This is a genomic window from Rathayibacter sp. AY1H3, assembly GCF_002932015.1.
This window is the reverse complement of sequence record NZ_PSUU01000027.1, coordinates 26391-53197: the sequence shown is the minus strand read 5'-3', so window position 1 is coordinate 53197 and position 26807 is coordinate 26391. Positions and strand designations below refer to the sequence as shown.

Here is a 26807-nt window from a genome sequence, read left to right as displayed (position 1 = left end):
CCAGCAAGCTGGGCTTCATCGTTCGACTTGCATGTGTTAAGCACGCCGCCAGCGTTCGTCCTGAGCCAGGATCAAACTCTCCGTAAAAAAATTACGACCCCCAACCCCGAAGAGAAGGAGAGTCAAGTTTGACCTCTAGCAAATAAGACATCTCTCCGACCCGAAAGCCGGAAGCTGACATCAATTTCCAAAGGAATCCCAACCCGATCCGAAGATCAAGGCCGGGGTATAAAATTGGCATTGAACATAGTGCACGCTGTTGAGTTCTCAAGAATCGGACACATCCCGCCTCCACACCAGAACGGTGCTTCACAACGAAAGTGATCGAAGATCATGTTGCTTGCGTCATACGCGTCTTCTCGGTAGACTAGGAGAAGTTTCTTTCTCCCTGTCGCCGTGGCAACTTGTATAACTTAGCACATCCGCAGGCCGTGTCAAATCCGGCTTCTTCGCGATGCCGTCACGCTCATAGGCGCTCCGACGTTGCTCGGTTCAGGACCTGAGTCCTGCGCCGGGCGGCGAAGTTGCTGGATCCGAGGAATCCTGCGAAGGCTTTACATCCGTGCGGCAGACCTGCTCCGAAAAGCTGTCTTGCCGAGTGGATGGTCCCGATTGAGGCCGGGACGTAGGAGCTGCTGCTCTTTCCGTTTCCCTGCGGCCTTTGTGGCGACTCGGAATAAGTTACGCAGCGATCGCGGTGCTGTCAAACGACGGGCCGAAATCGCACATCCCGGGCGTGTCGGGATCAGGGGTCCTCCCCGTCGGCGCCCGGTTCCGCGGGCGGATCCGGGGTCCGAGCCGGCTGCATCGGACCGAGGCGGGCACCCGCGCGCGCGGGATCCGACTCCACCGAGTGGAAGGACCCTCCCCGGTAACGACGAGGAGCGCGCGACCCGGATCGCTCCGGTACCGCGCGCTCCTCGAGGGGATGCCGGGACTACGCCCCGATGCCGACCGCCTCGGGGGAGACGTCCGCACCGGGAGCCGAGGGCTCGAGCGCCTCGGCGACGCGCTGCGAGAGCGACGAGTCGACGTTCGCCCAGTACTGGAGCACGCGCTGCCGCAGCTCCGGACGGGTGACCTTCGACACATGGCCGGCGATGTTCGCGACCAGGCGGGCGCGCGCGTCGTCGTCGAGGACCTCGCGGTAGAGCGTCCCCGCCTGACCGAAGTCGTCGTCCTCCGGGTGGAGGGTCGCCGCGGCGCGCGTCAGCTCGCCGTCGGTCTCCCAGCCGGCCGACTCCGCCGCCCGGGCGGGATCGGCGTGGGCGCCGCCCATCGTGTTCGGCGCGTAGACGGGCTCCTCGGACTTCTGGAAGTCGAACCGCATGGGGCCGTCCTTCGAGTACGAGTGCACGGGCGACTTCGGCGCGTTCACCGGCAGCTGCGCGTGGTTGGTCCCCACGCGGTAGCGGTGCGCGTCGGCGTAGCTGAAGATGCGCGCGAGGAGCATCTTGTCGGGGCTGGCCGCGATCCCGGGCACGAAGTTCGAGGGGGCGAACGCCGCCTGCTCGATCTGCGCGAAGTAGTTCTCGGGGTTCCTGTCGAGCGTCATGGTGCCGACCTGGATCAGCGGGTAGTCCGAGTGGGGCCAGACCTTGGTGAGGTCGAACGGGTTGAACCGGTAGCTCTTCGCGTCCTCGTACGGCATGACCTGCACGGACAGCGTCCACGAGGGGAAGTCGCCGCGGTCGATGGCGGAGGACAGGTCGCGGATGTGGAAGTCCGCGTCCTCCCCGGCGATCTGGTCGGCCTGCTCCTGGCTCAGGATCTCGACGCCCTGGTCGGTCTTGAAGTGGTACTTGACCCAGAAGCGCTCGCCGGCGGCGTTGATCCACTGGTAGGTGTGCGAGCCGAAGCCGTCCATGTGCCGCCACGAGGAGGGGAGGCCGCGGTCGCCCATGAGCCATGTGACTTGGTGGGCCGACTCGGGCGAGAGGGTCCAGAAGTCCCACTGCATGTCGTGGTCGCGCAGGTGGCTGCCGGGCAGGCGCTTCTGCGAGCGGATGAAGTCGGGGAACTTGATGCCGTCGCGGATGAAGAAGACGGGGGTGTTGTTGCCGACGAGGTCGTAGTTGCCCTCGCTCGTGTAGAACTTCAGCGCGAAGCCGCGGGGGTCGCGCCAGGTGTCGGGCGAGCCCTGCTCGCCGGCGACAGTGGAGAACCGCGCGAGCATCTCGGTCTCGACTCCGGGCTGGAAGAGCGCGGCACGCGTGTAGGCGCTGACATCGGCGGTGGTGGTGAAATGTCCGAAGGCTCCGCCGCCCTTGGCGTGGACGACCCGCTCCGGGATGCGCTCACGGTTGAACTGGGCCAGCTTCTCGACGAGGTAGTGGTCGTGGAGCGCGAGGGGTCCGTCGGCTCCGACGCTCAGCGAGTGGTCGTCACTCGCGACCGGTGCTCCGGAGTTCGTGGTGGTGAATCGTTCCTCGGTCATGTTCCTCCTGTCGGCGAGGGGCACGGGGCCCGCCGCTGCGGTGTAGCGGATGTCGGTCAGTGGGCCAGGGCCAGGCAGTCGGGGCAGGTGCCCCAGAACGTGACGTCGGCGGTGTCGACGGCGAAGCCGCTCGCGGTCTGCGGATGCAGGCACGGCGCCTCCCCGACGACGCAGTCGACGTCGGCCACGGCCCCGCAGCGCCGGCACACCACGTGGTGGTGGTTGTCGCCGACCCGCAGCTCGAACCGGCGGGGATGGCCCTCCGGCTCGATGCGGCGGACGATCCCGGCGTCGGTGAACGCCGAGAGCACTCCGTAGACGGCCTGGGCCGAAGCCTCGGGGAGGCCCTCGCGCACTCGGGCCAGGACCGCGTCGACCCCGGAGTGCGGGTGCTCCTCGAGAGCGAGGAGCACCGCGCGCCGGGTGGCGGTGACCTTGAGCCCGGAGGCTCGGAGCCGCTCGTCCACTGTCGTCATGCCGAGGACACTACCCGAGTTGTCTTGAGCGGATCAAAACAACGGGCGGCGTGGCGCGCTCGCCCGGGTGAACGGCCGGGAACGCTCCGGCGGCCACGCGGAGGCTCCGATCAGGCGACCGGACCCTCGACCAGCACGACCTGGGCGGAGCGGGCGGCGCCCGCGGAGTCGGTCCACGAGATCGTCACCGACTCCCCGGGCTCGCGCTGCGCGAGCGAGGCGGACAGCTGATCGGCCGAGGCGACGGCGACCCCGTCGACCGCGGTGACGACGTCCCCCGCCTCGAGGCCCGCCTGCGCGGCCGGCCCGCCCTCGACGACTCCGCCGATCACGGCGCCGGACGCGGTGGTCGCGAGCGCGCGCGAAGTCGGAGACGCGGTGCCGGAGGAGAGGGAGACGCCGAGGAAGGCCGGATAGCCGATCTCGACGGTGGCCGTGTCGGCGCCCGCCTCGATGGTGGCCACGATGTCCAGGGCCTTCGAGATCGGGATCGCGAAGCCGGTGATGTCGGCCGTTCCGCTGGAGGCGGCGGTGTCCATCCCCACGACGCGGCCGGCGGATTCGACGAGCGGGCCGCCGGAGTCGCCGGAGACGATGTCTGCGTCCGTCTGGATCAGCCCGGTCAGCGTCTCGGCGGAGATCCCCGACTCGGAGCGGGTGGTGATCTGCTGATCGAGACCGGTGACCGTGCCGGTGGCGGCGACCAGGTCGCCCGTCCCTCCCGCGTTGCCGACGGCGGTCACGGTGTCGCCCACAGCGACCCCGTCCGTGTCGAGCGAGGCGGGGGTGAGGCCGGAGGCGTCCTCCAGCTGCAGGACGGCGACGTCGTTCGTCGCGTCGGTGCCGACGACGCGGGCGGTGTAGCTGCGGCCCGTCGACTCCACCGTGACCGAGATCGCGGTGGCGCCCTCGACGACGTGGTTGTTGGTGAGGATCATGCCGTCGGAGGTGAGGATCATGCCGGTGCCGGCCGAGCGGGCGCCCTGGTAGGTGAGCTCGGAGGTGATCGTGACCACGCCGGCGGTCTGCGCGGTGCTCGCGGCCACGGCGTCGGTCGCGCCGGTGGCCGGCTCGGAGGCGGAGGAGCCGCCCTGCATCGACCCGTACGCGGAGGAGCCACCCTGCGTCGATCCGCCCTGCGTCGATCCGCCCCAGGAGGGGACGATCACGTACCCGCCGCCGAAGGATCCCCGCGAGCCGCCGGGGTAGACGATCGTGGCGGCGCCGGCCGAGGCGGAGGAGGCCGCCTCGGTGCGGCCGGCGGTGGCGACTCCGCCTGCTGTCACTCCGATCAGCACGGCGAGGCCGAGGCCGCCGGCGATCAGCGCCCGACGACGACGACGACGGTCGTCCGCGCGCAGCGCGCGCACCTCGTCGGCGCCCGTCGCCTCGGTGATGGCGGGCTGGTCGGTGAGCTCTCGCTCGTCGGATTCGTGTCGCTCGTTCATGGTGTCGTCCTCGTGCCGGGGCCGCCCCTGACGGCGACCGGTTCCCATTCCACGCCCGGCCTCCCCGCGCCGCCTGGACGATGCTTATGCGGTTCCTATGAGCGCTCGCCCCTCTGAATGGTTGTAGCTTCAACCAAAAGCGGGTAGCGTCTCCGCCGTGACCACCTCCTCCCCCGACCTGCTCGCTCCCGACACCGCGATGGGCGCGGTGACCCTCCGCGTCGCCGACCTCGACGGGATGATCGCCTACTACCGCGACGCCGTGACGCTCGAGCTGCTCTCGCACGACGGACCGGTCGCGGTGCTCGGCCGCGGCGGAGTGCCGGCCGTGATCCTCCAGCACGCGCCCGAGCTGGTGCACGCCTCGCCGCGCAGCGCCGGCCTCTTCCACACGGCGATCCTCTTCGAATCGGAGGCGGCGCTCGCCGCGGCCGTGTACAGCGTCGCGACCCGGCACCCCGGCTCCTTCACCGGCAGCTCCGACCACCTGGTCAGCAAGGCCTTCTACTTCGACGACCCCGAGCACAACGGCGTCGAGCTCTACTGGGACCGCGACCGCACGCAGTGGTCGTGGACGCACGGGCGGATCGAGATGAGCACGCTCTTCCTCGACCCGAACGCGTTCCTGCAGGAGCACCTCACCGAGGAGTCGATCGCGCAGCCGCGCCTCGGCGGCGCCTCCGTCGGCCACGTGCACCTGAGCGTGGGCGACGTCGCCACCGCGAAGGAGTTCTACGTCGACCGGCTCGGCTTCGAGACGACGATCGCGTACGGCGGGCAGGCGCTCTTCGTCTCGGCGGGCGGCTACCACCACCACATGGCGATGAACACCTGGAACTCGGCGGGCGCCGGACGCCGGCAGCAGGCCCTCGGCCTCGGACAGGTCGAGATCGTGGTGCCCGGCGCCGACGACCTCGGCGCGCTCGGCGAGCGGCTGGCCCGCTCCGGAGTCGCCACCCGCGACGACGGCCGCACCCTCGCCTTCGAGGACCCCTGGGCGAACGCGATCCGCGTCACGACCTCCTGAGCGCCGCCGACCGCGGGGACCCCCGCGGGTACGATGGTCGCGCGGAAGACCGCACTCCCCCGAGACTCCGGAGAACACGGTGCCCACGATCGTCGTTGAAGTCATGCCCAAGGCCGAGCTGCTCGACCCGCAGGGGAAGGCCGTCGCCGGCGCGCTCGCGCGGCTGGGCCACTCCGCCCTCCACGGCGTGCGGGTGGGCAAGCGCTTCGAGATCACCGTCGACGAGGTGACCGACGAGGTGCGCGCCTCGGTGCAGCGCATCGCCGACGAGATGCTCTCGAACTCGGTGATCGAGGACGTCGTCGGGATCCACTACCCGGCGGAGGCCGCCCGATGAGGATCGGCGTCATCACCTTCCCCGGCTCGCTCGACGACCGCGACGCCCAGCGCGCCGTCCGGTTCGCGGGTGCGGAGCCGGTCGCGCTGTGGCACGGCGACCACGACCTCGACGGCGTCGACGCGATCGTCCTGCCGGGGGGCTTCTCCTACGGCGACTACCTGCGCTGCGGCGCCATCGCCTCCCACTCCCCGATCATGCGCGAGGTCGTCGACGCGGCGAACGCCGGGACCCCGGTCCTCGGCATCTGCAACGGCTTCCAGATGCTCACCGAGGCGCACCTGCTGCCCGGCGGCCTGATCGCGAACGACATCGGATCCTTCGTCTGCCGCGACCAGCGCCTGATGGTCGCGAGCACCGAGACCGCCTGGACGAACGGCTTCGAGCCCGGCCAGGAGATCACGATCCCGCTGAAGAACGGCGAGGGCGGCTACATCGCCTCGGCCGACACGCTGCTCGAGCTCGAGGCGGAGGGACGCGTCGTCGTCCGCTACCTCGGCCACAACCCGAACGGCTCGATGAACGACATCGCCGGCATCAGCAACCGCCGCGGCAACGTGGTGGGGCTCATGCCGCACCCGGAGCACGCCGTCGAGGAGGGCTTCGGGCCCGACACGGCCGCCGCGATGCGCTCGGGTGTGGACGGGCTGACGTTCTTCACGTCGGCGCTGCGCTCGCTGCTCGCCTCCGCCTGACGCATCCGATCCGGCCGGCTCCGCCCGCCCGCGACGCACGAGACCCCCGGTTCCGGCCGGGGGTCTCGTGCGTGATGGGCGATGTTCGCGGCGCCGCTCAGGGCCCGGTCAGGACCTCGGGCTCGGGGGTCATCGAGATGGTGGGGATCGAGGCGGTGATCACGGTGCCGTCGGAGCGGCGGGTGCCCTCGATGTCGGACGTGGTCGGCGCGCCGTGCAGGCGGCGGCCCTGGTGGGTGAGCGGGACGCGCACGGGGCTGCCGGCGGCGACGTGCACGCGCTCGTCGCGGACGGTGATCGCGGCGGAGTCGCCGGTCTCGACCGTCAGCAGGACCTCGGTCTGCGTCACCTCGACGCGCACGCGCGTGCCGTGGAGGGTGATGCGGAAGGCGAGGCGGTCCCAGTCGTCGGGAAGGCGCGGATCGAGCGTGATCCGGCCGCCGTGGTCGCGCATCCCGCCGAAGCCGTAGACGAGGGCGCTCCAGACGCCGCCCGTCGAGGCGACGTGGATGCCGTCCGCGGTGTTGCGGTGCAGGTCGGCGAGGTCGACGAACAGCGCCGACAGGAAGTAGTGGCGGGCCAGGTCGCTGTAGCCGACCTCGGCGGCGATGATCGACTGCACGACGGCCGAGAGGGTCGAGTCGCCGGTGGTCAGCGCGTCGTAGTACTCGAAGTCGGCACGCTTCTGCTCGGCGGTGAACTCGTTGCCCTGCAGCAGCAGCGCGAGCACGACGTCGGCCTGCTTGAGCACCTGGAAGCGGTAGATCACCAGCGGGTGGAAGTGCAGCAGCAGCGGGCGCTTGCTCGCGGGGGTGTTCTCGAGGTCCCACAGCTCCTTCTCGAGGAAGGCCGCGTCCTGCGGGTGGATGCCCGCCCGCGCGTCGAAGGGGATGTGCATCTTCTCGGCGGCGCGCGCCCACTCGAGCACCTCGCCCTCGTCGAGAGCGAGGCGGTCGGCCATCCGCTCGTACGCGGCGGGCTCGACGGCCTTCAGCAGCTCGACGGCGCGGGCGGCCGAGCGGAGGTTCGCCCGGGCCATGACGTTCGTGTACAGGTTGTCGTTGACGACGGTCGTGTACTCGTCCGGCCCCGTCACTCCGTGGATGTGGAAGTGATCGTCGCCGTTGCTGCGCCAGAAGCCCAGATCGGCCCACATCCGCGCGGTCTCGACGAGGATGTCGATCGCTCCGCGGGCGAGGAAGTCGTCGTCGCCCGTGGCACCCACGTACTGCATGAGCGCGTAGGAGATGTCGGCGTCGATGTGGTACTGAGCGGTGCCGGCGGCGTAGTACGCCGACGACTCCTGACCGTTGATGGTGCGCCAGGGGAAGAGCGCGCCGCGCTGGTTGAGCTCGGAGGCGCGCGCCCGGGCGGCCTCGAGCATGTTCTGCCGGAAGCGCAGGGCGTTCCGGGCGACGAGGGGCGCCGTGTAGCTGAGGAACGGGAGGACGTAGACCTCGGTGTCCCAGAAGTAGTGGCCGCCGTAGCCGGAGCCCGAGACGCCCTTGGCCGCGACTCCGCCGCCGTCGGTGCGGGCGGTGGACTGGGCGAGCTGGAAGAGGTTCCAGCGGGTGGCCTGCTGGATCGCGGGCTGGCCGTCCAGCTGCACGTCGGAGCGGGTCCAGAAGTCGTCCAGCCACTCGCGCTGCTTGACGAACTGCTCCTCGACCGGCGTCTCGCGGGCGCGGTCGAGCGTGCGGTCGCAGCGGTCGGCGAGCTCGCGCACGGGCACGCCGCGGGAGGTGTGGTAGGTCAGCGTCTTGACCAGGCGGACCGGCCGGCCGGCCTTGGCCTTCACGCGGTAGACGTGCTTGGCGAGGTCGTCGTCGATCTGGGAGGTCTGGTCCCACTCGTTCTCGGTCTCGAGCTGGTGCTCGGCGCCGCAGGCGACGGTCATCTGGGAGTTGGTGGTCCGGTAGCCGAGGAGGTAGCGGGTGCCGCTGACGCGCTTGAGGCGCGGCTGGAGCACGCGGTCCTCGAACGACTCCGCCTTGCGCGGGTCGAAGCCGGCCCCCTCGCTGCCGGAGGGGGCGTGGTACTCGTCGACGCCGTCCTGGCGGTTGAGGATCTGGCTCGAGATCAGCACGGACGCGTCGTGGTCGAGCATCTCGACCTCGTAGTCGAGGATCGCGAGGTGCCGGTCGGTGAACGAGACCAGGCGGCGCGAGCGGATCAGGACGCGCTTGCCGGAGGGGGTGCGCCACTCCAGCTCGCGGGTGAGCACGCCGTTCGCGAAGTCGAGGCGGCGCGAGTAGGCGAGGACGTCGGCCTCGCTCAGCACGAAGGGCTCGTCGTCGACGTAGAGGCGGATGATCTTGGCGTCCGGCACGTTGACGATGGTCTGGCCGACGCGGGCGAAGCCGAACGCCTCCTCCGCGTGGCGGATGGGCCAGGTCTCGTGGAACCCGTTGATGAAGGTGCCGTAGGCGTAGCCGTCGCGCCCCTCCTCCACGTTGCCGCGGAGGCCGAGGTAGCCGTTGCCGGTGGCGAAGAGCGTCTCGGTGCGGCCCTGCAGCTCGGAGGCGAACTCGGTCTCGACGAGGGCCCACTCGTCGATCGGGAAGCGGTTCCGGTCGAGCGGGTCGGAGGTGATGGGGTTCATGCGGCGTCCTCGGGGGCGGGAGCGGTGGGGAGGAAGGGGAGCAGCTCGGCCAGGTCGTCCACGACCAGGTCGGCGCCGTGCTCGAGCAGGGTGTCGGCCCCGACTCCGCGGTCGACGCCGACGACGAGGCCGAAGCCTCCCGCGCGGCCTGCCGCGACTCCGGAGTGCGCGTCCTCGAGGACGGCGCACTCGGCGGCCGGGAGGCCGAGGAGCTCGGCCGCGTAGAGGTAGGTGTCGGGCGCGGGCTTGCCGGCGATCGAGCGCTCGGCGGCGAGGAGCCCGTCCACGACGACCTCGAAGCGGTCGCGGAGGCCGGCCGCCTCGAGCACCGGCACGCCGTTGCGGGAGGAGGTGACGACGGCGACCTGCACGCCCGCGGCGATCGCGGCGTCGACGAAGCGGAGCGAGCCCGGGTAGGGAGCGACGCCGGTCTCGGCGAGGGTGCGGTTGAAGGCGTCGTTCTTGCGGTTGCCGAGCCCGCAGACGGTCTCGAGCGACGGGTCGTCCTCGGGCGCGCCCTCGGGGAGGGTGATGCCGCGCGAGGCGAGGAGCGCCCGGACGCCGTCGTACCGCGGGCGTCCGTCGATGTACCGGAAGTAGTCGGCGTCGGTGTAGCCCTCGGCGATCCCGCGCGAGGAGAGGTACTCCGTGAACAGCCGCGACCAGGCCTGCATGTGGATGTCGGCGGTCGGCGTGAGCACGCCGTCGAGGTCGAACAGGAGCGCGCGGACGCCGCGGAGGGCGGAGGCGTCGGGGCGCGTCGGGGATGCAGTCACGGCGGGGAGGACCTCTGATCGGGGGCAGGCGTTCGGCGGTTCCGCCGATGACGGTCGTCCGCCGCGGACTGCAGGTATCGTATACGCCCCCCGGCCGCCGTGTGGAACCGTTTACACGTCCGTCATCTGCGCGCCGCCGGGGGCGTCGATCCGCTCGGGGGCGAGGCGGTGCCGCCCGAGGGGGAGCATCAGCGGAGTGCCCGAGGTCGGGTCGGTGATGATGCGGCTGTCGAGGCCGAACACGGCGAGCACCGTCTCCTCGGTGAGCACCGCGGCCGGGGTGCCGGAGGCGTGCACCGCGCCGTGCGCGATCGCCACGAGGTGGTCGGCGTAGCGGGCGGCCATGTTGAGGTCGTGCAGCACCATCACCACCGTCGTCCCGCGGGTGCGGTTGAGGTCGACGAGCAGGTCGAGCACCTCGATCTGGTGGCTGACGTCGAGGAAGGTGGTCGGCTCGTCCAGCAGCAGCACGTCGGTCTCCTGCGCGAGGGCCATCGCGATCCAGACGCGCTGGCGCTGCCCGCCGCTGAGCTCGTCGACGGAGCGGTCGGCCAGGGCGGCGGTGTCGGTCGCGTCGAGCGCGGTCGCGACGGCCTCGTCGTCGTGGGCGCTCCAACGGCTCAGCATCCCCTGGTGCGGATGGCGGCCGCGGCCGACGAGATCCGCGACGGTGATGCCCTCCGGGGCGATCGGCGACTGCGGGAGGAGGCCGAGCGTGCGGGCGAGCTGCTTCGCCGGCGTCCGGTGCACGGCCCTGCCGTCGAGCAGCACGGCGCCGGAGCGGGGCGCGAGCAGGCGCGACATCGAGCGCAGGAGCGTCGACTTGCCGCAGGCGTTCGCTCCGACGATCGCGGTGATGCGGCCGGGCGGGACGACGAGGTCGAGGCCGTCGACGACCGTCCGGTCGCCGTAGCCGAGGGTGACCCCCTCGGCCGTCAGGGTGTGCGCGGTGGTCACAGTGAGCCTCCCGCTCTGTTGCTGCGGACGATGAGGTAGACGAGGTACGGCGCCCCGAGGACGCCGGTGACCACTCCGACCGGGTAGCGCAGGCCCAGCCCGAACTGCCCGACGAAGTCGGCGACGAGCACGAGCAGCGCGCCGACGAGGGCCGAGGGGATGAGGAGCGACGCGCCGGGCCCGATCAGGCGGGCGGCGATCGGGCCGGAGAGGAAGGCCACGAACGCGATCGGGCCGGCGGCGGCGGTCGCGAAGGCGATCAGCCCGACCGCCGCGACGATCACGACGAGGCGGGTGGCGTTCACGCGGATGCCGAGCGCGGAGGCGGTGTCGTCGCCGAGCTGCGTGGCGGAGAGGTCGCGCGAGCGCGAGAGCAGGACGGGGGTGAGGACGACGACCGCGGCGAGGACCGGCACGACCTCGCTCCAGCTCGCGCCGTTGAGGCTCCCGGTGAGCCAGCGGGACGCCTCCTGCAGGTCCCACGCGGCGGCCTGCGAGAGCACGTAGGCGGTGAGGGAGTCGAGCATCGCGGCGACCCCGATGCCGATCAGGATCAGCCGGGTGCCGGCGACTCCGCTGCGGTAGGACAGGGCGTAGACGAGCAGGGCGACCACGAGTCCCGCGACGATCGCGAGGGCCGAGACCTGCGCCGCCCCGAGCGAGAGCGTCACGATCGCGAAGGCCGCGGCGGCGCTCGCCCCGGCGCTGATCCCGATGATGTCGGGGCTGGCGAGCGGGTTGCGGAGCATGGTCTGGAAGCTCACTCCGCCGAGCCCGAAGCACAGGCCCACCAGCAGGGCGAGGACGGCGCGCGGGAGGCGGAGGCGCCCGACGGTGAAGCTCGCCCCGGGGACCTGCTCGCCGAGGATCACGCGCAGCACCTCGTCGGGCGAGTAGACGGTCTGGCCGACCAGCAGGGAGACGGCGAGGACGGCCGCGATCAGGACAGCGAGCACGGCGACGACGATCCGGCGGCGGGCCCCGCGGCGGCGGCGGCCGGCCGCGACGGCGCGGGCGGTGGCGGAGGGCGCCTCGAGCAGCGCGGTCACAGCTCGCGCACCTTCTGGCGGCGGACGATCGCGATGAACACCGGGGCGCCGACCAGCGCGGTGACGATGCCCACATCGATCTCGCTCGGGCGCGCGACGACGCGGCCGACGATGTCGGCGGCGATCAGGAGCACGGCGCCGGTCACCGCCGAGAACGGCAGCAGCCAGCGGTGGTCCACGCCGACGAGGAGGCGGCAGGCGTGCGGGACGACCAGGCCGACGAAGCCGATGGGCCCGGTGACCGCGGTCGTCGCTCCGCAGAGCACGACCGCGCCCAGGGCGGCCCCGCCGCGCGCGAGGGCGACCCGCTCCCCCAGGCCCGCGGCGAGCTCGTCGCCGAGGGCGAGGGTGTTGAGGCTCTTGGCCGAGAGAACGCAGAGGACGAGGCCGGCCAGGAGGAAGGGGAGCACCTGCGCGATGCTCGCGGACGTCGCGCCGCCCACTCCGCCGATCTGCCAGGAGCGGATGCCGCCCGCGATGTCGGCGCGCGGCAGGACGATCGCGCTGATCACCGAGACGAGCGCGGCCGAGGTGGCGGCGCCGGCCAGGGCGAGCTTGAGCGGAGTCGCGCCGCCGCGCCCGAGCGAACCGACCGTGTAGACGAAGACCGCGGCGACCGCGGCCCCGCCGATCGCGACCCAGACGTAGGCGGCGGAGCTCGTCAGCCCGAAGAAGACGATGCCCGTCACGACCGCGAGCGAGGCTCCGGTGTTCACCCCGAGGATGCCGGGGTCGGCCAGCGGATTGCGGGTCACCCCCTGCATCAGCACGCCGGCGACGCCGAGGGCCGCGCCCGCGATCGCGGCGAGCACGGTGCGCGGGATGCGCTTGGCGACCGCGGCCTGCGCGAATCCGTCCGTGGACCCGCCGAACGCGGCGACCACGTCGCTCCACGCCACCTCCCGCGACCCCACCAGCACCGAGACCACGGCGGCGGCGAGCAGCACGGCCACGGCCGCGACCAGCCAGAGGGCGCGCAGCCGCCTCGGGCGGCGCACGGCGGCGACGCCCGAGGCGGCGGGAGGAGCGGCGAGGGTCACGCGGGTCGGATCCCGGCTCAGGCGGCCGGAGTGCTCTGCGCGGCCTTGGCGGCGGCCTCGTCGAGCAGGTCCAGGTAGTCGTCGAGGACCCACGAGATCGAGAGCGGCGTCGGGTTGGCGGCGGTGCCGAGCGGGGTGGAGGGCAGGCGCACGATGGCGTCGTCGGCGACCGCGGGGATCTGCGAGAGCAGCGGGTCGGCCTTGAGGGTGCTCACGAGCTCGTCGTCGCCGTAGGTGACGATCACGTCGACGTCGCTGAACGCGTCGGCCTGCTCGGCGCTCTGCGTGAGCGAGAACTTGTCGGTCGCGGCGGAGGCGGTGGCGATGCTGCCCGGGGTGGCCATGCCGAGGTCCTCGAAGAACGCGGGGCGGGTGTCGTGCGAGGTGTAGAAGCTGACCTGGCTGAGGTCCGTCGGGTCGACGTGGGTGAGGAACATCGCCGAGGTGCCGGCCAGCTGCGGGTGCGCGGCGACCTTCTCCTCGATCTCGCCCTCGAGCTCGGTGATCAGGGCGGCGCCCTCGTCGGCCCTGCCCATCGCCTCGCTGTTCAGCGTGATCATGTCGCGCCAGGAGGTGCCCCAGGCGGTCTCGGGGTAGGCGACGACGGGGGCGATCTCGCTCAGGGTGTCGTAGTCCTCCTGCGTGAGGCCGGAGTAGGCGGCGAGGATGACGTCCGGGTCGGTGTCCGAGACGGCCTCGAAGTCGATGCCGTCGGTCTCATCGAAGAGGACGGGGGTCTCGGCGCCGAGCTCGTCGAGCTTCTCGCTCACCCAGGGGAGGAGTCCGTCGCCGTCGTCGTCGCCGAAGTTGGCGGCGGCCATGCCCACGGGGACCACGCCCAGCGCGAGCGGGACCTCGTGGTTGGCCCAGTTGACCGTCGCCACGCGCTCGGGCGCCGACTCGATGGTGGTGGTGCCGAGAGCGTGCTCGATCGTGATCGGCGTGAAGCCGCTGTCGGCGGCGGCGTCGTCTCCGGCGGCCGAGCCGCTGCAGCCGGCGAGGCCGATCGTCAGCGCGGTGGCGGCGAGCAGGGCGAGGGGCGTGGTGGCGCGGGGCATGGGTCCCTTTCGAGAGGCTGTGCGGGAGGCGGCGCAGGGTCCGAGTGGACCGCCACTAAGGACAGCCTAACCAAAGAATGTGCGTGCTCTCAGCCCCGATTCCTCGCCTCCCGAGGTCGGAGGCGCCCCGAGGTGCCGCTCGCCGAGCCCGGAGACGGCCCTGCCACGGCCGCGGACGTCAGGCCGTCGCGAGCCTCTCGACGGTGCGCAGGTTCCGGGTCGTGGTGCTCGAGCGGTAGGCGGAGCGGGCGAGGATCCGCGCGACCGGAGTGTCCGTCGAGGAGCCGCGCGGGCAGCGCCAGTAGAGGACACCGGCACCCCGGGCGACGAGCTCGACCGCCGGATCCGGCTCGCCGATCGCGGCCTGCGCGGCGTCGAGCGCCTCCTCGTCCGAGCCGAAGACGACGTACGGATGCGCCTCCTCGTCGATCCGCGGGAACGGGTAGGCGGTGAGCACCGCGGCGAGCGCCTCCTGCGTCACGAGCACGATCCAGGCGTCGTAGCCGAACCGCTCGGCGAGCGCCGCCTCGAGCGCGGGCTTCAGCTCGGCGGCCGGGCGGTCGGAGTCGAAGGCCGCGTTGCCGCTCGCGAGGACCGTCCGCACCCGGTCCACGCCGATCCCGGCGACCGTCTCGGCGAGCTCGGCGCTGCGGACGGTGCGGCCGTTGACGTTCACTCCGCGGAGGAGGGCGAGGAACCGGGTCATGCGGCCGACGGTAGCGTGACGGCATGGCGCGCGGAAGCGGACGACGACGACCCCGGCGGACCCTCGAGGAGGAGATCCTGCGGGCGAGCGAGCGCGGACCCGGGGCGAGGACGCGGGCGGAGACCGTCCCTCCCTCCGGACGCCGGCTGGTGGCGCCGCCCGCCTCGGGCACCCTGCTCCACGTCGACGTGGACGCGCTGGTGGCGCTCGCCGCGCGGGAGGACCTGCTGATCGCGCTGGAGCGGCGGATCGGCGAGCACGCGGTGGCCGCGACTCCGGTGCTCTCGTGGTGGTCGGCGACTCCGTCGGTCCCGGGCGAGGAAGAGGAGCGCCGGCTCGACGCGCTCGTGCTGCGGACGGTGGAGCTCGGGGCGGGGCCGGCCGAGGACCTGGACTCGCGGCTGCGGGAGCTGGCGCACGAGGGCGGTCTGGACGAGCTGGGCGCCGCTCTGGCGCTGCTCGCGCGGGTCCCGGATCCGCCGGCGGCGTTCCAGGATCCGGACGGGTTCCTGCGCGTGACGGTCCCGGAGTCGCCGTTCGAGCGGCGGCTCGAGGTCCTCGCGGAGGCGCAGGGCCGGGCGGGCGAGCTGCTGGTGCTGCTGCGCGACTGCGCGTTCACCGCGACCCTGCCGCGGCGGCGCTCGGCGATCGCGGCGATGAGCGGGCGGATCCGGGCGGCCGCGGACCCGGGGCGCCTCGACTCCCGGCGGCTGGACGAGCTCGCGGAGGCGGTGGACGCGGCGCTCGAGAAGCGGTGGACCGTGCTCTGACGGCGGTCCGCGTTACGGGCGCGCCCGTCGCGGTGACCGTTCGCGCACCGGTTCAGCCCCCGCGCACCCCGGGTGAATAGGCTGGACGGATGCCTCTCACCGGTCTCGACCTCCGCCGCTTCCCCGCCGCCCTGAACGACGAGGGCGGTCCCGATGCCGCCACCGCCGCGTGGGCCACCGCGATCAACGCGGGCTTCCACGAGAAGGAGTTCACGCCGGAGAAGCTGCGCGACTGGGCCGAGCACATGGTCGCCGATCAGCGCGTGCTCACCGCGGTCGTCGACTCCTCCGCCCCCGAGGGACTCGACGGCGCGGGCGTGCCGGTCGGCACCTACGCGGCGTTCCCCGGGGCCCTGCAGGTCGGCGGCGGACGCGAGCTGCCGGCGCACCTGGTGTCGCAGGTGACCGTGCGGCCCACGCACCGGCGCCGCGGCATCCTGCGCGCGATGATCACCGAGGACCTGCGCCTGGCGAAGGAGGCCGGCACCCCGGTCGCCGCGCTCACGGCGAGCGAGGCCTCCATCTACCGCCGGTTCGGCTTCGGCCGCTCGGCCTTCACCCGCTCCATCCGCGTCGACACCGGGCCGCGCTTCGGCCTGCAGACCGAGCCCGCCGGCCGCGTCGAGGTGGTCGCGACGAGCTGGCTGCAGCCGCGCATCCCCGCGGTGTTCGCCGCGTTCCAGGCGTCGACCCCCGGCTCGCTGACCCGCCAGTCGCGCTACGAGGCGAACTCCGTCGGCACCGCGTCCGGCGAGACCACGCCCGGCCTCGACGTCCGCTCGGCCGTCCACCTCGACGAGGAGGGGACGCTCGACGGCTTCGTGACCTACCGCGCGGTCGGGCCCGAGGACGACAAGACCCTCGAGATCGTCGACCTCGTCGCCCCCGGCGCCGACGCCTACCTCGCGCTCTGGGGCTACCTCGGCGCGGTCGACCTCGCCTCCGCAGTGACCTGGGACATGGCGCCGGTGGACGATCCGCTGACCTGGGCGCTCAGCGACGCGCGCGTGGTGCAGGTGAGCCACGTGGGCGACCTGATCTGGCTGCGGATCCTCGACGTCGCCGCCGCGTTCTCGGCCCGGCCGTGGACCGCTGACGGCTCGGTCGTCGTCGAGGTGGCCGACGGGCTCGGGCTCGCCGACGGCCGCTACCGCCTCACCGCCTCGGGCGGCTCCGCCACCGTGGAGCGCACCGGGGACGAGGCCGAGCTCGCGCTGGACGTGGCCGACCTGGGCTCGCTGCTGCTGGGCTCGGTGCGGCCGTCGATCCTGGCGAAGGCCGGGCTCGCGCGCGTCACGGGCGAGGCGGGGCGGATGGACCGCCTGTTCGCGCCGATCGCGACGCCGTACTGCATCTCGTTCTTCTAGGGGGCACCGCCCTCCAGGGGGCACCGCCCTCTCGGCGGCAGCGCGCGGCCGGCGGTGTCCGACTCCCGTGCCGCCGCCGCCCTCGCGCATCCGCGGCCGCCGCGGACTGCCAGCCGCCTCCGGGCGTCCGCGCATCCCGCGTCGGTCATGCTGGAGGACCCGTCCCCGACACCGGCAGGAGTTCCGCGTGGGTGCATCCGTGATCGTCGACGTCATCGTCGTGCTGAGCCTCATCGGCGCGCTCGTCGACGGTCTGCGGCGCGGCCTGCTCCGGACCCTCGGCGGTCTCGCCGGGATCGTCGCAGGCGCGATCGGCGCCTCGTTCGCCGTGCCCGCCGTCTCGTCGTGGACGGCCGGCAGCGAGTGGCGCCTGCTCGCCGTGATCGGCACCGCCGTGCTGCTGCTGGGCGTCGGCTACGCGATCGGAGCGACGCTCGGCGCGGTCATCGGCCGCGGAGCCGACCGCGTGAAGCTCGGCCTGCTCGACCGGCTCGCCGGCGGCGTCGCCGGCGTCGCGATCTCCGGCCTGGTCTGGATCGCCGTCACCTCGGCCGTCTCCCTCCTCGGCGTCCCCCTCGTCACGACCTCGGTCGCCGGATCGACGGTCATCCGCACGATCGACGACCTCACCCCCTCCCCCGTCCGCGCCTTCCTCGCCCAGCTGCAGTCGACCGTGGTCGACGAGGGCACGTCCTGGGTCGTCGAGGCGCTCGACGCTCCCACCCAGGCGCCCGCGATCCCGGACGTCTCGACCGACGACCCGGAGGTCGCCGCCGCCACCCGCTCGGTCGTGCGCGTCTCCGGCACGGCCTGGGCCTGCGACGTCGGAGTGACGGGCAGCGGCTTCGTCGTCTCGGACGACCGCGTGATCACCAACGCGCACGTGGTCGGCGGAGTCTCGCAGCCGGTCGTCGAGGCGCCGGGTGAGGCCCCGCGCACCGGCCGCGTCGTCTACCTGGACCCGGCCGCCGACCTCGCCGTGATCGCCGTCGACGGGCTCGACGCCTCTCCGCTCCCGCTCGACGACGCCGTCGCCGCCGGGGACGACGCCGTGGTCGCGGGCTACCCCTTCGGCGGCCCGCTGACCCTCGGCTCGGCCGAGATCTCCTCCGACGCCACGGTCTCGCTGATGGTCGACGGAGCACCGACCTCACGGGAGGTGCTGACCCTCGCCGCCGTCGTCAACCAGGGCAACTCGGGCGGCCCGCTGCTCTCCCTCGAGGGCACCGTGTCGGGCGTCGTCTTCGGCAAGGCCGCCTCCGTCGACAACGTCGGCTACGCCATCCCGCTCTCGGTCCTCACTCCCGTGGTCGAGCAGGCCGCCTCGCTGACGGACGCCGTCGATCCGGGGGCCTGCCGCTCGAAGTGAGCGGTCACGGCAGCGGTCCGTCGACCAGCACGAGGGTGAGGTCGTCGAGCCGCACCGTCTCGGGCCGCGCCGACTCGAGGTAGGCGGACACGCGCGGATCGACGGGGAAGCGCGCCGACCGCTCGATCGCGATGGCGACGATCCCGGCGGACGACGGATCGGTCGTCACCCGGTCGCCGATGTAGGGCACGTAGACGCCCGAGGACATGCCCTGCGCGAGGACAAGTCCGCCGTCGAGGCCGCGCTCGCGCAGCACGTCGGCCACCCGCGCGATCCCGGTCGGCCGCTCCTGGGCGATCCCCGCTGAGGTGGCGATCGCGATCACGAGGGAGGCGGCCAGCAGCACCGCGCCGGCGCCGCGGGCGAGGGGTGCGGGCAACACGATCCCGCCGCGCAGCGCCTCCGCGATGCCGATGCCCGCCAGCGCGCAGAGGAGCCACGCCCACGCCGCGTAGTAGTGCGGCAGCGCGACCGAGCTGATCGCCAGGTGGAACACGAGGAGGAGCAGCGTCGCGGCGCCCAGGTAGAGCACCAGCGCACGGCGCCGCGGAGCGAGCAGGGCCAGCAGGGTCCCGAGGAGCAGCACGGCGAGCGCCGCCGGCCCGATGCCGACGACCATGAACCAGAGGTTCGCCCACCACGGAGGGAAGACGTACGCGGTCCCGGCGACCTCGATCAGGTGGCCGTCGGCGTTGTGCTCGGACTGGAACTCGAGCAGGTACCGGATCGCCTCGACCGGGTGCACCGGCAGGTAGGCGAGCACCCCGGTGACGACGAACGCGACGGAGAGGGCGAGGCCGCCCCGCAGAGCCCGGGCCCTGCTCCCCGACCACAGCAGCGGCAGCAGGAGCACGGGCGCGAGGACCGCGGTGGTCAGCTTCGAGGTGACCGACAGCGCCAGCAGCGCACCGGCCAGCGCGATCAGCCAGCCGCTCCGCCTGCCCGGCGAGGCGCGCGACCAGGTCCACGCCGCCGCCATCGCCGCGACGGCGAAGAGCACCATGAACGGCTCCAGGAGCGCGAGGCGGTCGATCCGGGTGCCGGCGCCCACGGCGGTGCGCGGGAGGAGGAGGAACAGGCCGGCCGGGACGAGCGCGAGCGTCGGGCCGAGCTCGCGCCGGAACCAGAGCCAGAGCACCACCCCGGTGAGGAATGCGGCCGCGCCGGCGGCGATCCTGCCCGCGAGCAGCCCCTCGCCGAGCAGCACCTGCGCGAGCCCGATCAGGTACTTCGCCGTCGGCGGATGCTCGAGGTTCGCGCTCACGTCGCCGTGCAGGTAGTCCCAGCCCGCGGCGAGGTACACGGGCTCGTCCGACGAGATGTTCGCCGCTCCGAGGTTCCCGAAGCACTGGTAGAGCCCCCACAGCACGGTCCCGATCAGAGCCGCCCGCTTCACCCGCCCGATCCTAGGCGCCGGTGCCCGCACCGCTCCACCGGAGGGCCCGGGCCCCGGCGACCGCGGCGGGTAGGATCGACGCGCATCCCGTCCCCCTCCCCTGGAGCCTCCAGCACATGGCAGACAGCCGCACCGCCGTTCCCGACACCACTGCGAACGCGGAGGCGACGCCCGAGCGGGAGCAGCCCTACGCGGCCCTCGGACTCAAGCCCGACGAGTACGCGAGCATCCGCGAGATCCTCGGCCGCCGCCCCACGAGCGGCGAGCTCGCGATGTACTCGGTGATGTGGAGCGAGCACTGCTCCTACAAGTCGTCGAAGATGTACCTCCGCCAGTTCGGGCAGAAGGTCTCCCCCGCCATGAAGAAGAACCTCATGGTCGGCATGGGCGAGAACGCCGGAGTGGTCGACGTCGGCGAGGGCTGGGCCGTCACCTTCAAGATCGAGAGCCACAACCACCCGAGCTACATCGAGCCCTTCCAGGGTGCGGCGACGGGGGTCGGCGGCATCGTCCGCGACATCATCTCGATGGGCGCCCGGCCGGTCGCGGTCATGGACGCGCTGCGCTTCGGGGCGATCGACGACCCCGACACCGCGCGCGTGGTCCACGGCATCGTGGCCGGCATCTCCTTCTACGGCAACTGCCTCGGCCTGCCGAACATCGGCGGCGAGACCTACTTCGACTCGGTCTACCAGGGCAACCCGCTCGTCAACGCGCTGGCCGTCGGCGTCCTCCGCCACGAGGACCTGCACCTCGCGAACGCCCGCGGTGTCGGCAACAAGGTCGTGCTCTTCGGGGCGCGCACCGGAGGCGACGGCATCGGCGGCGCGTCGATCCTCGCCTCCGACACCTTCGCCGACGGCGGACCGACCAAGCGCCCCGCGGTGCAGGTCGGCGACCCGTTCGCCGAGAAGGTGCTCATCGAGTGCTGCCTCGAGCTGTTCCGCAAGGACCTCGTCGAGGGCATCCAGGACCTGGGCGCCGCGGGCATCTCCTGCGCCACCTCGGAGCTGGCCTCCAACGGCGACGGCGGCATGTTCATCGAGCTCGACTCGGTGCTGCTGCGCGACCCCTCGCTCACGGCGGAGGAGATCCTCATGTCGGAGTCGCAGGAGCGGATGATGGCCGTCGTCACGCCCGAGAAGCTCGACGCGTTCCTCGAGGTCGTCGGCAAGTGGGACGTCGAGACCAGCGTGCTCGGCGAGGTCACCGACTCCGGCCGCCTCATCATCAACTGGCACGGCGAGGAGATCGTCAACGTCGACCCGCGCACCGTCGCGGTCGACGGCCCGGTCTACGAGCGCCCGATCGAGTACCCCTCCTGGCTCGACGCGCTGCAGGCCGACTCCTCCTCCCGCCTGCCCCGCTCGACCGGCGGCGACGCGCTGCGCGCCGAGACCCTGGCGCTCCTGGGCTCGGCGAACCTCGCCGACAAGAGCTGGATCACCTCGCAGTACGACCGCTACGTGCTGGGCAACACCGCGCTCAGCTACCCGGACGACGGCGGCATGGTCCGCGTCGACGAGGAGTCGGGCCTCGGCTTCGCGGTCGCGACCGACGCGAACGGGCGCTGGTGCCAGCTCGACCCGGCGCAGGGCGCCCGCCTGGCGCTGGCCGAGGCGTTCCGCAACGTCGCCGTCACCGGAGCGACCCCGGTCGCCGTCTCGGACTGCCTCAACTTCGGCAGCCCCGAGAACCCCGAGGTGATGTGGCAGTTCCGCGAGGCCGTGGGCGCGCTCGCCGACGCCTGCCTCGAGCTCGAGATCCCCGTCACCGGCGGCAACGTCTCGTTCTACAACCAGACCGGCGACGTGCCGATCTTCCCGACCCCCGTCGTCGGCGTCCTCGGCGTGATCGACGACGTCGCGCGCCGCATCCCCTCCGGCTGGCAGGACGAGGGCGACAACCTCTACCTCCTCGGCACCACCCGCGACGAGCTCGACGGCTCCGCGTGGGCCGGCACCATCCACGACCACCTCGGCGGGCTGCCCCCGCAGCTCGACCTGGCCGCCGAGCGCGCGCTGGCCGAGCTGATCTCGGCGGGCGCGAAGGAGTCGCTCATCGCCTCCGCTCACGACCTCGCCGACGGCGGGCTCGTGGTGGCGCTGGCCGAGTCGGCGCTGCGCTTCGGCGTCGGGGCCCGCATCTGGCTCGACGAACTGATGGAGCGCGACGGCGTCGACGCGACGGCCGCGCTGTTCTCGGAGTCGACCGGCCGCGTGCTCGTGTCGGTGCCGCGCGAGGACGACGTGAAGTTCCGCGGGCTCTGCGAGGGCCGGGGCTACCCGGTGCTGCGCATCGGCGTGACCGACGCGGCGACCCCCGCGGTCGAGGTGCAGGGCCTCTTCACGCTGCCGCTGGACGAGCTGCGCTCGGTGAACGGCGCCGTGCTGCCGCGCCACTTCGGCTGAGCCTCCGGGCGATCCGAGTCCGCAGGAGTCGCGGTGGTCGAGCTGGACCACCGCGACTTCTGCGGTACCGGCTCCGCTCCGGAGTTCCGTGATTACGGAATAATTGCAATAGTGGAGCCATGACCTCCTCCCGAGACCTCGCCGGCGAGGTCGACGAGCTCCGAGCGCGGCTGGACCGCCTCGAGCGCGCCGACACCCCCGCCGCGCCCGCCGCCGACGATCCGCTCTGGGCCCTGACCGCTCTCCGCGAGCGCCTGCCCTCTCCCGGCGGAGTCGTCTTCGCCGGCTCGGTCGCCACTCCGGCCGGCCCCGTCGAGTGGCAGTACGGCCTCAGCACCGACGCGTTCTTCGAGCGCGACTGGGGAGCGAGCCCCGGGCCGACCGCGCTCGCCGCGCTGGGCAGCCCCGTGCGCCTGCGGTTCCTGCAGGCGGTGGCCGGCGGAGTCGAGACCGTCGCGCAGCTCGCCGAGAGCGAGGGCGCGGGTACCACCGGACAGATCTACCACCACGTCAATCAGCTGGTCGCCGCCGGCTGGCTGGAGGCGCGCGGCCGCGGCCGCTACGGCGTCCCGCCGGAGCGCCTCGTCCCCCTGCTCGTGATCCTGCTCGCCTCCGGAGGACCCCGATGACCCGCCGCCGCCTCGCCCTCGCCGCCGCCTCCGCCGCGGCCGTCGTCCTGCTCGGCGGAGTGCTGCTCCGCCCCTCCGCTCCCACCCTCTCGACCGAGGCGACGGGCGACGCCGAGATCGCCGAGTGGCTCCGGACCGACGTCGGAGACGGCGCGCGGAACCACCTCGTCGCCGCCGTGATCACGCCCGACGGCGTGCGCTACGGCGGACTCGGAGCCGACGAGCGGACCGAGGTCGAGATCGGATCGGTCACCAAGACGATGACCGCGCTCCTCCTCGCCCGGAGCGTCGCCGACGGGACCGTCGGGCTCGAGGACCCCGCCGCGGAGCACGCCGACGTCGGCGGCTTCACCGGGACGCTCGAGGAGCTGGCGACCCACCGCTCCGGCCTGCCGCGCCTCCCCACCGGTGTCGGCGACCTCGCCTCGACGCTGGTCGCCCAGCTGCGCGGCACGGACCCCTACGCGGGCTGGTCGGCCGACGACGTCCTCCGGCAGGCCGCCGAGGCGGACCAGGGCGAGCACGTGCACGCCTACTCGAACCTCGGTGCGGCGGTGCTGGGCCAGACGCTCGCCCGCGCCGAGGGCCGCGATTACGCCGACCTCCTCCGCGAGCGCGTCCTCGCTCCGCTCGGGATGTCCGCGACCTCCGTCCCGGAGACCGCGGACGCCCTCCCCGCCGACGCGCCGACCGGCTTCTCGGCGAGCGGGCGGTCCGTCGACGCGTGGACGATGGCGGGCTACGCGCCGGCGGGCGGCGTCCGCTCCACGGCGGCGGACATGGCCCGCTACGCGCAGGCCCTCCTCACCGACGACCCCGCGCTGGGCGTGCCCGCGGCGAGCGTCCTGGATCCCCGATTCGACGCCGACGGGGCGCGGATCGGCCTCGGCTGGTTCACCTCGGAGTCGGAGGACGGCGGATCCGTCACCTGGCACAACGGAGGGACCTCCGGCTACTCGACGATGCTCGCGATGGACCGGGAGCGCGGCGTGGCCGTGTTCGTCAACGGGGACACGGCGAGCTCGGTCGACGAGCTCGGCCTGCGCCTGCTGGAGCGCGCCGGGGAGGAGTCGTGATGATCGCCTCGATCCTCGTCCTGCTCGTCGTCGCGTTCACCGTCGGCCGCTTCGCTCTGGGGAGCGTCCCCCGGCGCCGGGCGGCCGGGCTCCTCGACCGCGACCGCGTCCGGACGCTCGCCCGCGGCGTCGAGGCCGTCGCCGTGCTGCTGCTCGGGCGGGCGCTCGTCGACTGGTCGGCGCTGACGCTGCTCCCCTGGGCCGCGCTGGTGGCTCTCACCGCGGCCGGGGCGGCCGGCGCCGTGCTGCGCTGGGACGGGCTGCCGTGGTTCGAGGACCCGGCGCGCCGCCGCTCGCGGACGACCGGGCTCGCGGCGACCGTCGCCGTGTCGGCGGTCCTGATCGGCGTCCTGGGCTGAGCGCCGCGCACGTGCCGTCGGATCCGCGCCTTCCGCGGTGGTCGCGTGCTGCTGCGAGGCGGGAGGAGTGGCGGCGGGCGTCAGCGGCGTCAGCCGGTCTGCGCGGGGAGGTCGTCGGGCTCGGCGTTGTCGAGGACGCGGCCGTTCTGGTCGCCGACGCTCAGGACGGTCGTCGGGCGGAGGTTGAGGGTGTCGCCGCCGTACAGGCTGTCGATGTCGACGCCGTCGCGGCGCACCGAGTTCAGCGCGGAGAGGTAGTCGGAGCTGATGCAGAACCGGTCCGCGATCCGCTCGCTGATGTCGCCCGCTGCCACCAGGTAGGAGGCCGGGGCGCCGTCGGAGGCGGTGCTCGCCGTCCCGGTCGCGCCGACGCGGGTGCCGCGGTCGCGCACGCGCTCGAGGTCGACGCCGTCGAGCGTCCCCTCGTCGAGCGCCTGGACGACGCACTCGCCCGAGACGTCCTCGACGGGTGCGGGAGTGGTCGAGGCGCTCGGCACCGGCCGCGGCGTGGACTCGGCTCCGGCGGCGGGCGGTGCGGTGGAGGCGGTCGGCTCGGCGGGTGGGGCGGCGGGGCTCGTCGCCTCCGCCGTGCAGCCGGCGAGCAGGACCACGGCGGAGAGGGCGATCACGAGGCGCTGCGTCGTCCGGACCATTCCGCGACTCTAACCCGGCACCCGGGCGGCCGGGCGCCACCGCGCCCAGCGGGCTGCGGGCGATCCGGTCGAGGCCGCTGGACCCGGCCGACGCGCAGGCCCGAGGCGGGGCGCGGGGTGGCCCCTGGACGGCGCGCCCCCGATTGACCTCCCCCGTCGATCGCACCCATGCCGAGCACCTGTTGGACACGCGGCCCGAACCGGAGTCGACTGGGACCATGCAGTACACGCACCTCGGCCGCACCGGCCTGTCCGTCTCCCGCGCCGTCCTCGGCACCATGAACTTCGGCATGCAGACCGAGGAGTCCGACTCGTTCGCGATCATGGACCGCGCGCACGAGCTCGGCGTCAACTTCTTCGACACCGCCAACGTCTACGGAGGCGAGGCCGGCCGCGGCGCCACCGAGGAGATCGTGGGCCGCTGGTTCGCGCAGGGCGGCGAGCGCCGCGAGCGCACCGTCCTCGCGACCAAGGTCTTCGGCGACATGGGCGAGTTCGCCGCTCCCGGAGCCGAGCGCGGCCGCGACTCCTGGCCCAACGGCGGCCGCCTCTCGGCGCTCACCCTGCGCCGCGCGCTCGACGAGAGCCTCCGCCGCCTGCAGACGGACCACATCGACCTCTACCAGTTCCACCACGTCGACCGGACGACGCCCTGGGACGAGATCTGGCAGGCGATGGAGGTCGCCGTCCAGCAGGGCAAGGTCCTCTACGTCGGCTCCAGCAACTTCGCCGGCTGGCACCTCGCCCAGGCGCAGGAGGCGGCGCGCGCCCGCCACTTCACCGGCCTCGCCTCCGAGCAGTCGATCTACAACCTGCTCGTCCGCGACGTCGAGCGCGAGGTCCTGCCCGCCGCGCTGCACTACGGGCTCGGCGTCATCCCCTGGTCGCCGCTGCAGGGCGGACTGCTGGGCGGCGTGCTCGAGAAGACCGCGGAGGGCGGGCGCCGCTCCTCCGAGCGCACCCTCGCCGCGATCGAGGAGCACCGTCCCGCGCTCGAGCAGTGGGAGGCGTTCGCCCGCGAGCGCGGCGAGGCGCCCGGCGAGCTGGCGCTGGCGTGGCTCCTCCACCAGCCCGCCGTCACCGGTCCGATCACCGGGCCGCGGACGCTCGAGCAGCTCGAGAGCGCCGTCGCCGCCGTCGACATCACCCTCGACGCCGAGGCCCTCGCGCGCCTCGACGAGATCTTCCCCGGCCACCGGACAGCCCCCGAGGACTACGCCTGGTGACCACCCACCCCACTGCGAAGGAGCATTCATGAAGCAGCGCACTCTCGGCGACCTCCAGGTCGGCGCGATCGGACTCGGCGGCATGCCGATGTCGATCGAGGGCCGCCCGGACCGCGAGCGCTCGATCGCCACGATCCACGCCGCCCTCGACGCCGGCGTGACCCTGATCGACACGGCCGACGCCTACCACCTCGCCACCCAGGACGACCTCGGCCACAACGAGCTGCTGATCGCGGAGGCGCTGCGCAGCTACGGCGGCGACACCTCCGCCGTGCTCGTCGCCACCAAGGGCGGCCACCTGCGGCGCGAGCCCGGCCCCTGGGACCAGGACGGCCGCCCCGAGTACCTCAAGGAGGCGGCCCGCGCGTCCGCGAAGCGCCTCGGCGTCGACGCGATCGGCCTCTACCAGTACCACCGGCCCGACCCGGCGGTCCCCTACGCCGACTCGATCGGAGCGCTGGCCGAGCTGCTCGACGAGGGCGTCGTCCTCCGAGCGGGCATCTCTAACGCCGACCCTGACCAGATCCGCGAGGCGCACGGCATCCTCGGCGAGCGCCTGGTCTCGGTGCAGAACCAGTTCTCGCCGTCGTTCCGCTCCAGCGAGCCGGAGCTCGAGCTCTGCGCCGAGCTGGGACTTGCGTTCCTGCCGTGGAGCCCGCTCGGCGGCATCTCCTCGGCGGGCGAGCTCGGCTCGCGCTACTCCGCGTTCGCGGCGGTCGCCGAGGCCCGCGGCGTGACGCCGCAGGTCGTCTGCCTCGCCTGGGAGCTGGCGAAGGCCCCGGTCGTGCTGCCGATCCCGGGCGCCTCCCGCCCCGAGAGCATCCGCGACTCCGCGACGGCGGCCGACCTGGAGCTCACGCCCGAGGAGCTGGCCTCGCTCGACTGAGCCCGTTCATGACGGAGGAGGGATCCGGTCGAGGCACCGGTCCGGCGCGGATCGCGG

General features: G+C 73.0%; 24 protein-coding genes and 1 rRNA gene. 12 read left to right on the top strand and 13 right to left on the bottom strand.

What is annotated here, in order from left to right; all coding sequences use genetic code 11:
* From C5C33_RS11655 to C5C33_RS11640, 4 genes are all read right to left on the bottom strand, one after another.
* Window positions 1-87, bottom strand: a 16S ribosomal RNA gene (locus C5C33_RS11655); the annotation flags it as partial.
* A gap of 850 nt (window positions 88-937) precedes the next feature.
* Window positions 938-2437, bottom strand: coding sequence for a catalase (locus C5C33_RS11650; RefSeq protein ID WP_104261184.1), 1500 nt, complete (start codon window positions 2435-2437; stop codon window positions 938-940).
* A 56-nt stretch (window positions 2438-2493) separates the two neighbouring features.
* A complete protein-coding gene (locus C5C33_RS11645; protein ID WP_104222735.1) occupies window positions 2494-2913 on the bottom strand; it encodes a Fur family transcriptional regulator in 420 nt (139 codons plus the stop codon).
* A 110-nt stretch (window positions 2914-3023) separates the two neighbouring features.
* Window positions 3024-4361 carry a S1C family serine protease gene (locus C5C33_RS11640; protein ID WP_258069228.1) on the bottom strand — a complete coding sequence of 446 codons (1338 nt, stop codon included), beginning with the start codon at window positions 4359-4361 and terminating at the stop codon, window positions 3024-3026.
* A 199-nt stretch (window positions 4362-4560) separates the two neighbouring features.
* Here C5C33_RS11640 and C5C33_RS11635 point away from each other — a divergent pair, with 199 nt between their 5' ends.
* The 3 genes from C5C33_RS11635 to purQ all read left to right on the top strand — a co-directional run bounded on the left by C5C33_RS11635 (window position 4561) and on the right by purQ (window position 6420).
* Window positions 4561-5388: a VOC family protein gene (locus C5C33_RS11635; RefSeq protein WP_104239376.1), complete on the top strand. Its 828-nt coding sequence runs from the start codon at window positions 4561-4563 to the stop codon at window positions 5386-5388.
* 79 nt (window positions 5389-5467) lie between these two features.
* Window positions 5468-5725, top strand: a complete 258-nt coding sequence (gene purS / locus C5C33_RS11630; RefSeq protein WP_104222736.1) for a phosphoribosylformylglycinamidine synthase subunit PurS — start codon at window positions 5468-5470, stop codon at window positions 5723-5725.
* Complete coding sequence (gene purQ / locus C5C33_RS11625; protein ID WP_104234257.1) at window positions 5722-6420, top strand: phosphoribosylformylglycinamidine synthase subunit PurQ; 699 nt, start codon at window positions 5722-5724, stop codon at window positions 6418-6420. The genes purS and purQ overlap by 4 nt, the downstream gene beginning before the upstream one ends.
* 97 nt (window positions 6421-6517) lie before the next feature.
* Here purQ and C5C33_RS11620 read toward each other — a convergent pair whose 3' ends face one another.
* From C5C33_RS11620 to C5C33_RS11590, 7 genes are all read right to left on the bottom strand, one after another.
* Window positions 6518-9022, bottom strand: a complete 2505-nt coding sequence (locus tag C5C33_RS11620; RefSeq protein ID WP_104222738.1) for a glycoside hydrolase family 65 protein — start codon at window positions 9020-9022, stop codon at window positions 6518-6520.
* Entirely contained in the window at window positions 9019-9798 is a 780-nt protein-coding gene (locus C5C33_RS11615; protein ID WP_104261183.1) for an HAD family phosphatase, read from the bottom strand. Before C5C33_RS11615 ends, C5C33_RS11620 begins: the two co-directional genes overlap by 4 nt.
* A gap of 111 nt (window positions 9799-9909) precedes the next feature.
* A complete protein-coding gene (locus tag C5C33_RS11610; protein WP_104222740.1) occupies window positions 9910-10755 on the bottom strand; it encodes an ABC transporter ATP-binding protein in 846 nt (281 codons plus the stop codon).
* Window positions 10752-11804 (bottom strand): iron ABC transporter permease, encoded by a 1053-nt coding sequence (locus C5C33_RS11605; protein WP_258060555.1) that lies wholly within the window; start codon window positions 11802-11804, stop codon window positions 10752-10754. Before C5C33_RS11605 ends, C5C33_RS11610 begins: the two co-directional genes overlap by 4 nt.
* Window positions 11801-12844 (bottom strand): iron ABC transporter permease, encoded by a 1044-nt coding sequence (locus C5C33_RS11600; RefSeq protein WP_104234258.1) that lies wholly within the window; start codon window positions 12842-12844, stop codon window positions 11801-11803. Before C5C33_RS11600 ends, C5C33_RS11605 begins: the two co-directional genes overlap by 4 nt.
* 17 nt (window positions 12845-12861) lie before the next feature.
* The gene (locus tag C5C33_RS11595; protein ID WP_104222743.1) at window positions 12862-13902 is read right to left on the bottom strand and encodes an iron-siderophore ABC transporter substrate-binding protein; all 1041 of its coding nucleotides are present in this window, start codon (window positions 13900-13902) and stop codon (window positions 12862-12864) included.
* 178 nt (window positions 13903-14080) lie between these two features.
* A complete protein-coding gene (locus C5C33_RS11590) occupies window positions 14081-14608 on the bottom strand; it encodes a DUF1697 domain-containing protein (protein ID WP_104250654.1) in 528 nt (175 codons plus the stop codon).
* A 23-nt stretch (window positions 14609-14631) separates the two neighbouring features.
* Here C5C33_RS11590 and C5C33_RS11585 point away from each other — a divergent pair, with 23 nt between their 5' ends.
* The 3 genes from C5C33_RS11585 to C5C33_RS11575 all read left to right on the top strand — a co-directional run bounded on the left by C5C33_RS11585 (window position 14632) and on the right by C5C33_RS11575 (window position 18114).
* Complete coding sequence (locus tag C5C33_RS11585) at window positions 14632-15378, top strand: DUF2254 family protein (RefSeq protein ID WP_104261182.1); 747 nt, start codon at window positions 14632-14634, stop codon at window positions 15376-15378.
* 89 nt (window positions 15379-15467) lie between these two features.
* Window positions 15468-16745 carry a GNAT family N-acetyltransferase gene (locus tag C5C33_RS11580; protein ID WP_104261181.1) on the top strand — a complete coding sequence of 426 codons (1278 nt, stop codon included), beginning with the start codon at window positions 15468-15470 and terminating at the stop codon, window positions 16743-16745.
* Between the two features lie 187 nt (window positions 16746-16932).
* On the top strand, window positions 16933-18114 hold the full coding sequence (locus C5C33_RS11575) for a MarP family serine protease (RefSeq protein WP_244230541.1): 1182 nt from the start codon (window positions 16933-16935) through the stop codon (window positions 18112-18114).
* Between the two features lie 4 nt (window positions 18115-18118).
* Here C5C33_RS11575 and C5C33_RS11570 read toward each other — a convergent pair whose 3' ends face one another.
* Window positions 18119-19510: a glycosyltransferase family 39 protein gene (locus C5C33_RS11570; protein WP_181133898.1), complete on the bottom strand. Its 1392-nt coding sequence runs from the start codon at window positions 19508-19510 to the stop codon at window positions 18119-18121.
* A gap of 116 nt (window positions 19511-19626) precedes the next feature.
* Here C5C33_RS11570 and purL point away from each other — a divergent pair, with 116 nt between their 5' ends.
* From purL to C5C33_RS11550, 4 genes are all read left to right on the top strand, one after another.
* A complete protein-coding gene (purL, locus tag C5C33_RS11565; RefSeq protein WP_104261179.1) occupies window positions 19627-21921 on the top strand; it encodes a phosphoribosylformylglycinamidine synthase subunit PurL in 2295 nt (764 codons plus the stop codon).
* Window positions 21922-22040: 119 nt separating this feature from the next.
* The gene (locus C5C33_RS11560) at window positions 22041-22550 is read left to right on the top strand and encodes a helix-turn-helix transcriptional regulator (RefSeq protein WP_104222749.1); all 510 of its coding nucleotides are present in this window, start codon (window positions 22041-22043) and stop codon (window positions 22548-22550) included.
* Window positions 22547-23626: a serine hydrolase gene (locus C5C33_RS11555; protein ID WP_104261178.1), complete on the top strand. Its 1080-nt coding sequence runs from the start codon at window positions 22547-22549 to the stop codon at window positions 23624-23626. Before C5C33_RS11560 ends, C5C33_RS11555 begins: the two co-directional genes overlap by 4 nt.
* Window positions 23626-23985 (top strand): hypothetical protein, encoded by a 360-nt coding sequence (locus C5C33_RS11550; RefSeq protein WP_104261177.1) that lies wholly within the window; start codon window positions 23626-23628, stop codon window positions 23983-23985. The genes C5C33_RS11555 and C5C33_RS11550 overlap by 1 nt, the downstream gene beginning before the upstream one ends.
* A gap of 89 nt (window positions 23986-24074) precedes the next feature.
* Here the strand turns inward: C5C33_RS11550 and C5C33_RS11545 are convergent, their stop codons facing one another.
* Window positions 24075-24638, bottom strand: a complete 564-nt coding sequence (locus C5C33_RS11545) for a hypothetical protein (protein WP_104261176.1) — start codon at window positions 24636-24638, stop codon at window positions 24075-24077.
* 218 nt (window positions 24639-24856) lie between these two features.
* Between C5C33_RS11545 and C5C33_RS11540 the strand changes: the two genes are divergently transcribed.
* Complete coding sequence (locus C5C33_RS11540; RefSeq protein ID WP_104261175.1) at window positions 24857-25864, top strand: aldo/keto reductase; 1008 nt, start codon at window positions 24857-24859, stop codon at window positions 25862-25864.
* Window positions 25865-25892: 28 nt separating this feature from the next.
* Window positions 25893-26750, top strand: a complete 858-nt coding sequence (locus tag C5C33_RS11535; protein ID WP_104239446.1) for an aldo/keto reductase — start codon at window positions 25893-25895, stop codon at window positions 26748-26750.
* The last annotated feature ends 57 nt before the right edge of the window (window positions 26751-26807 follow it).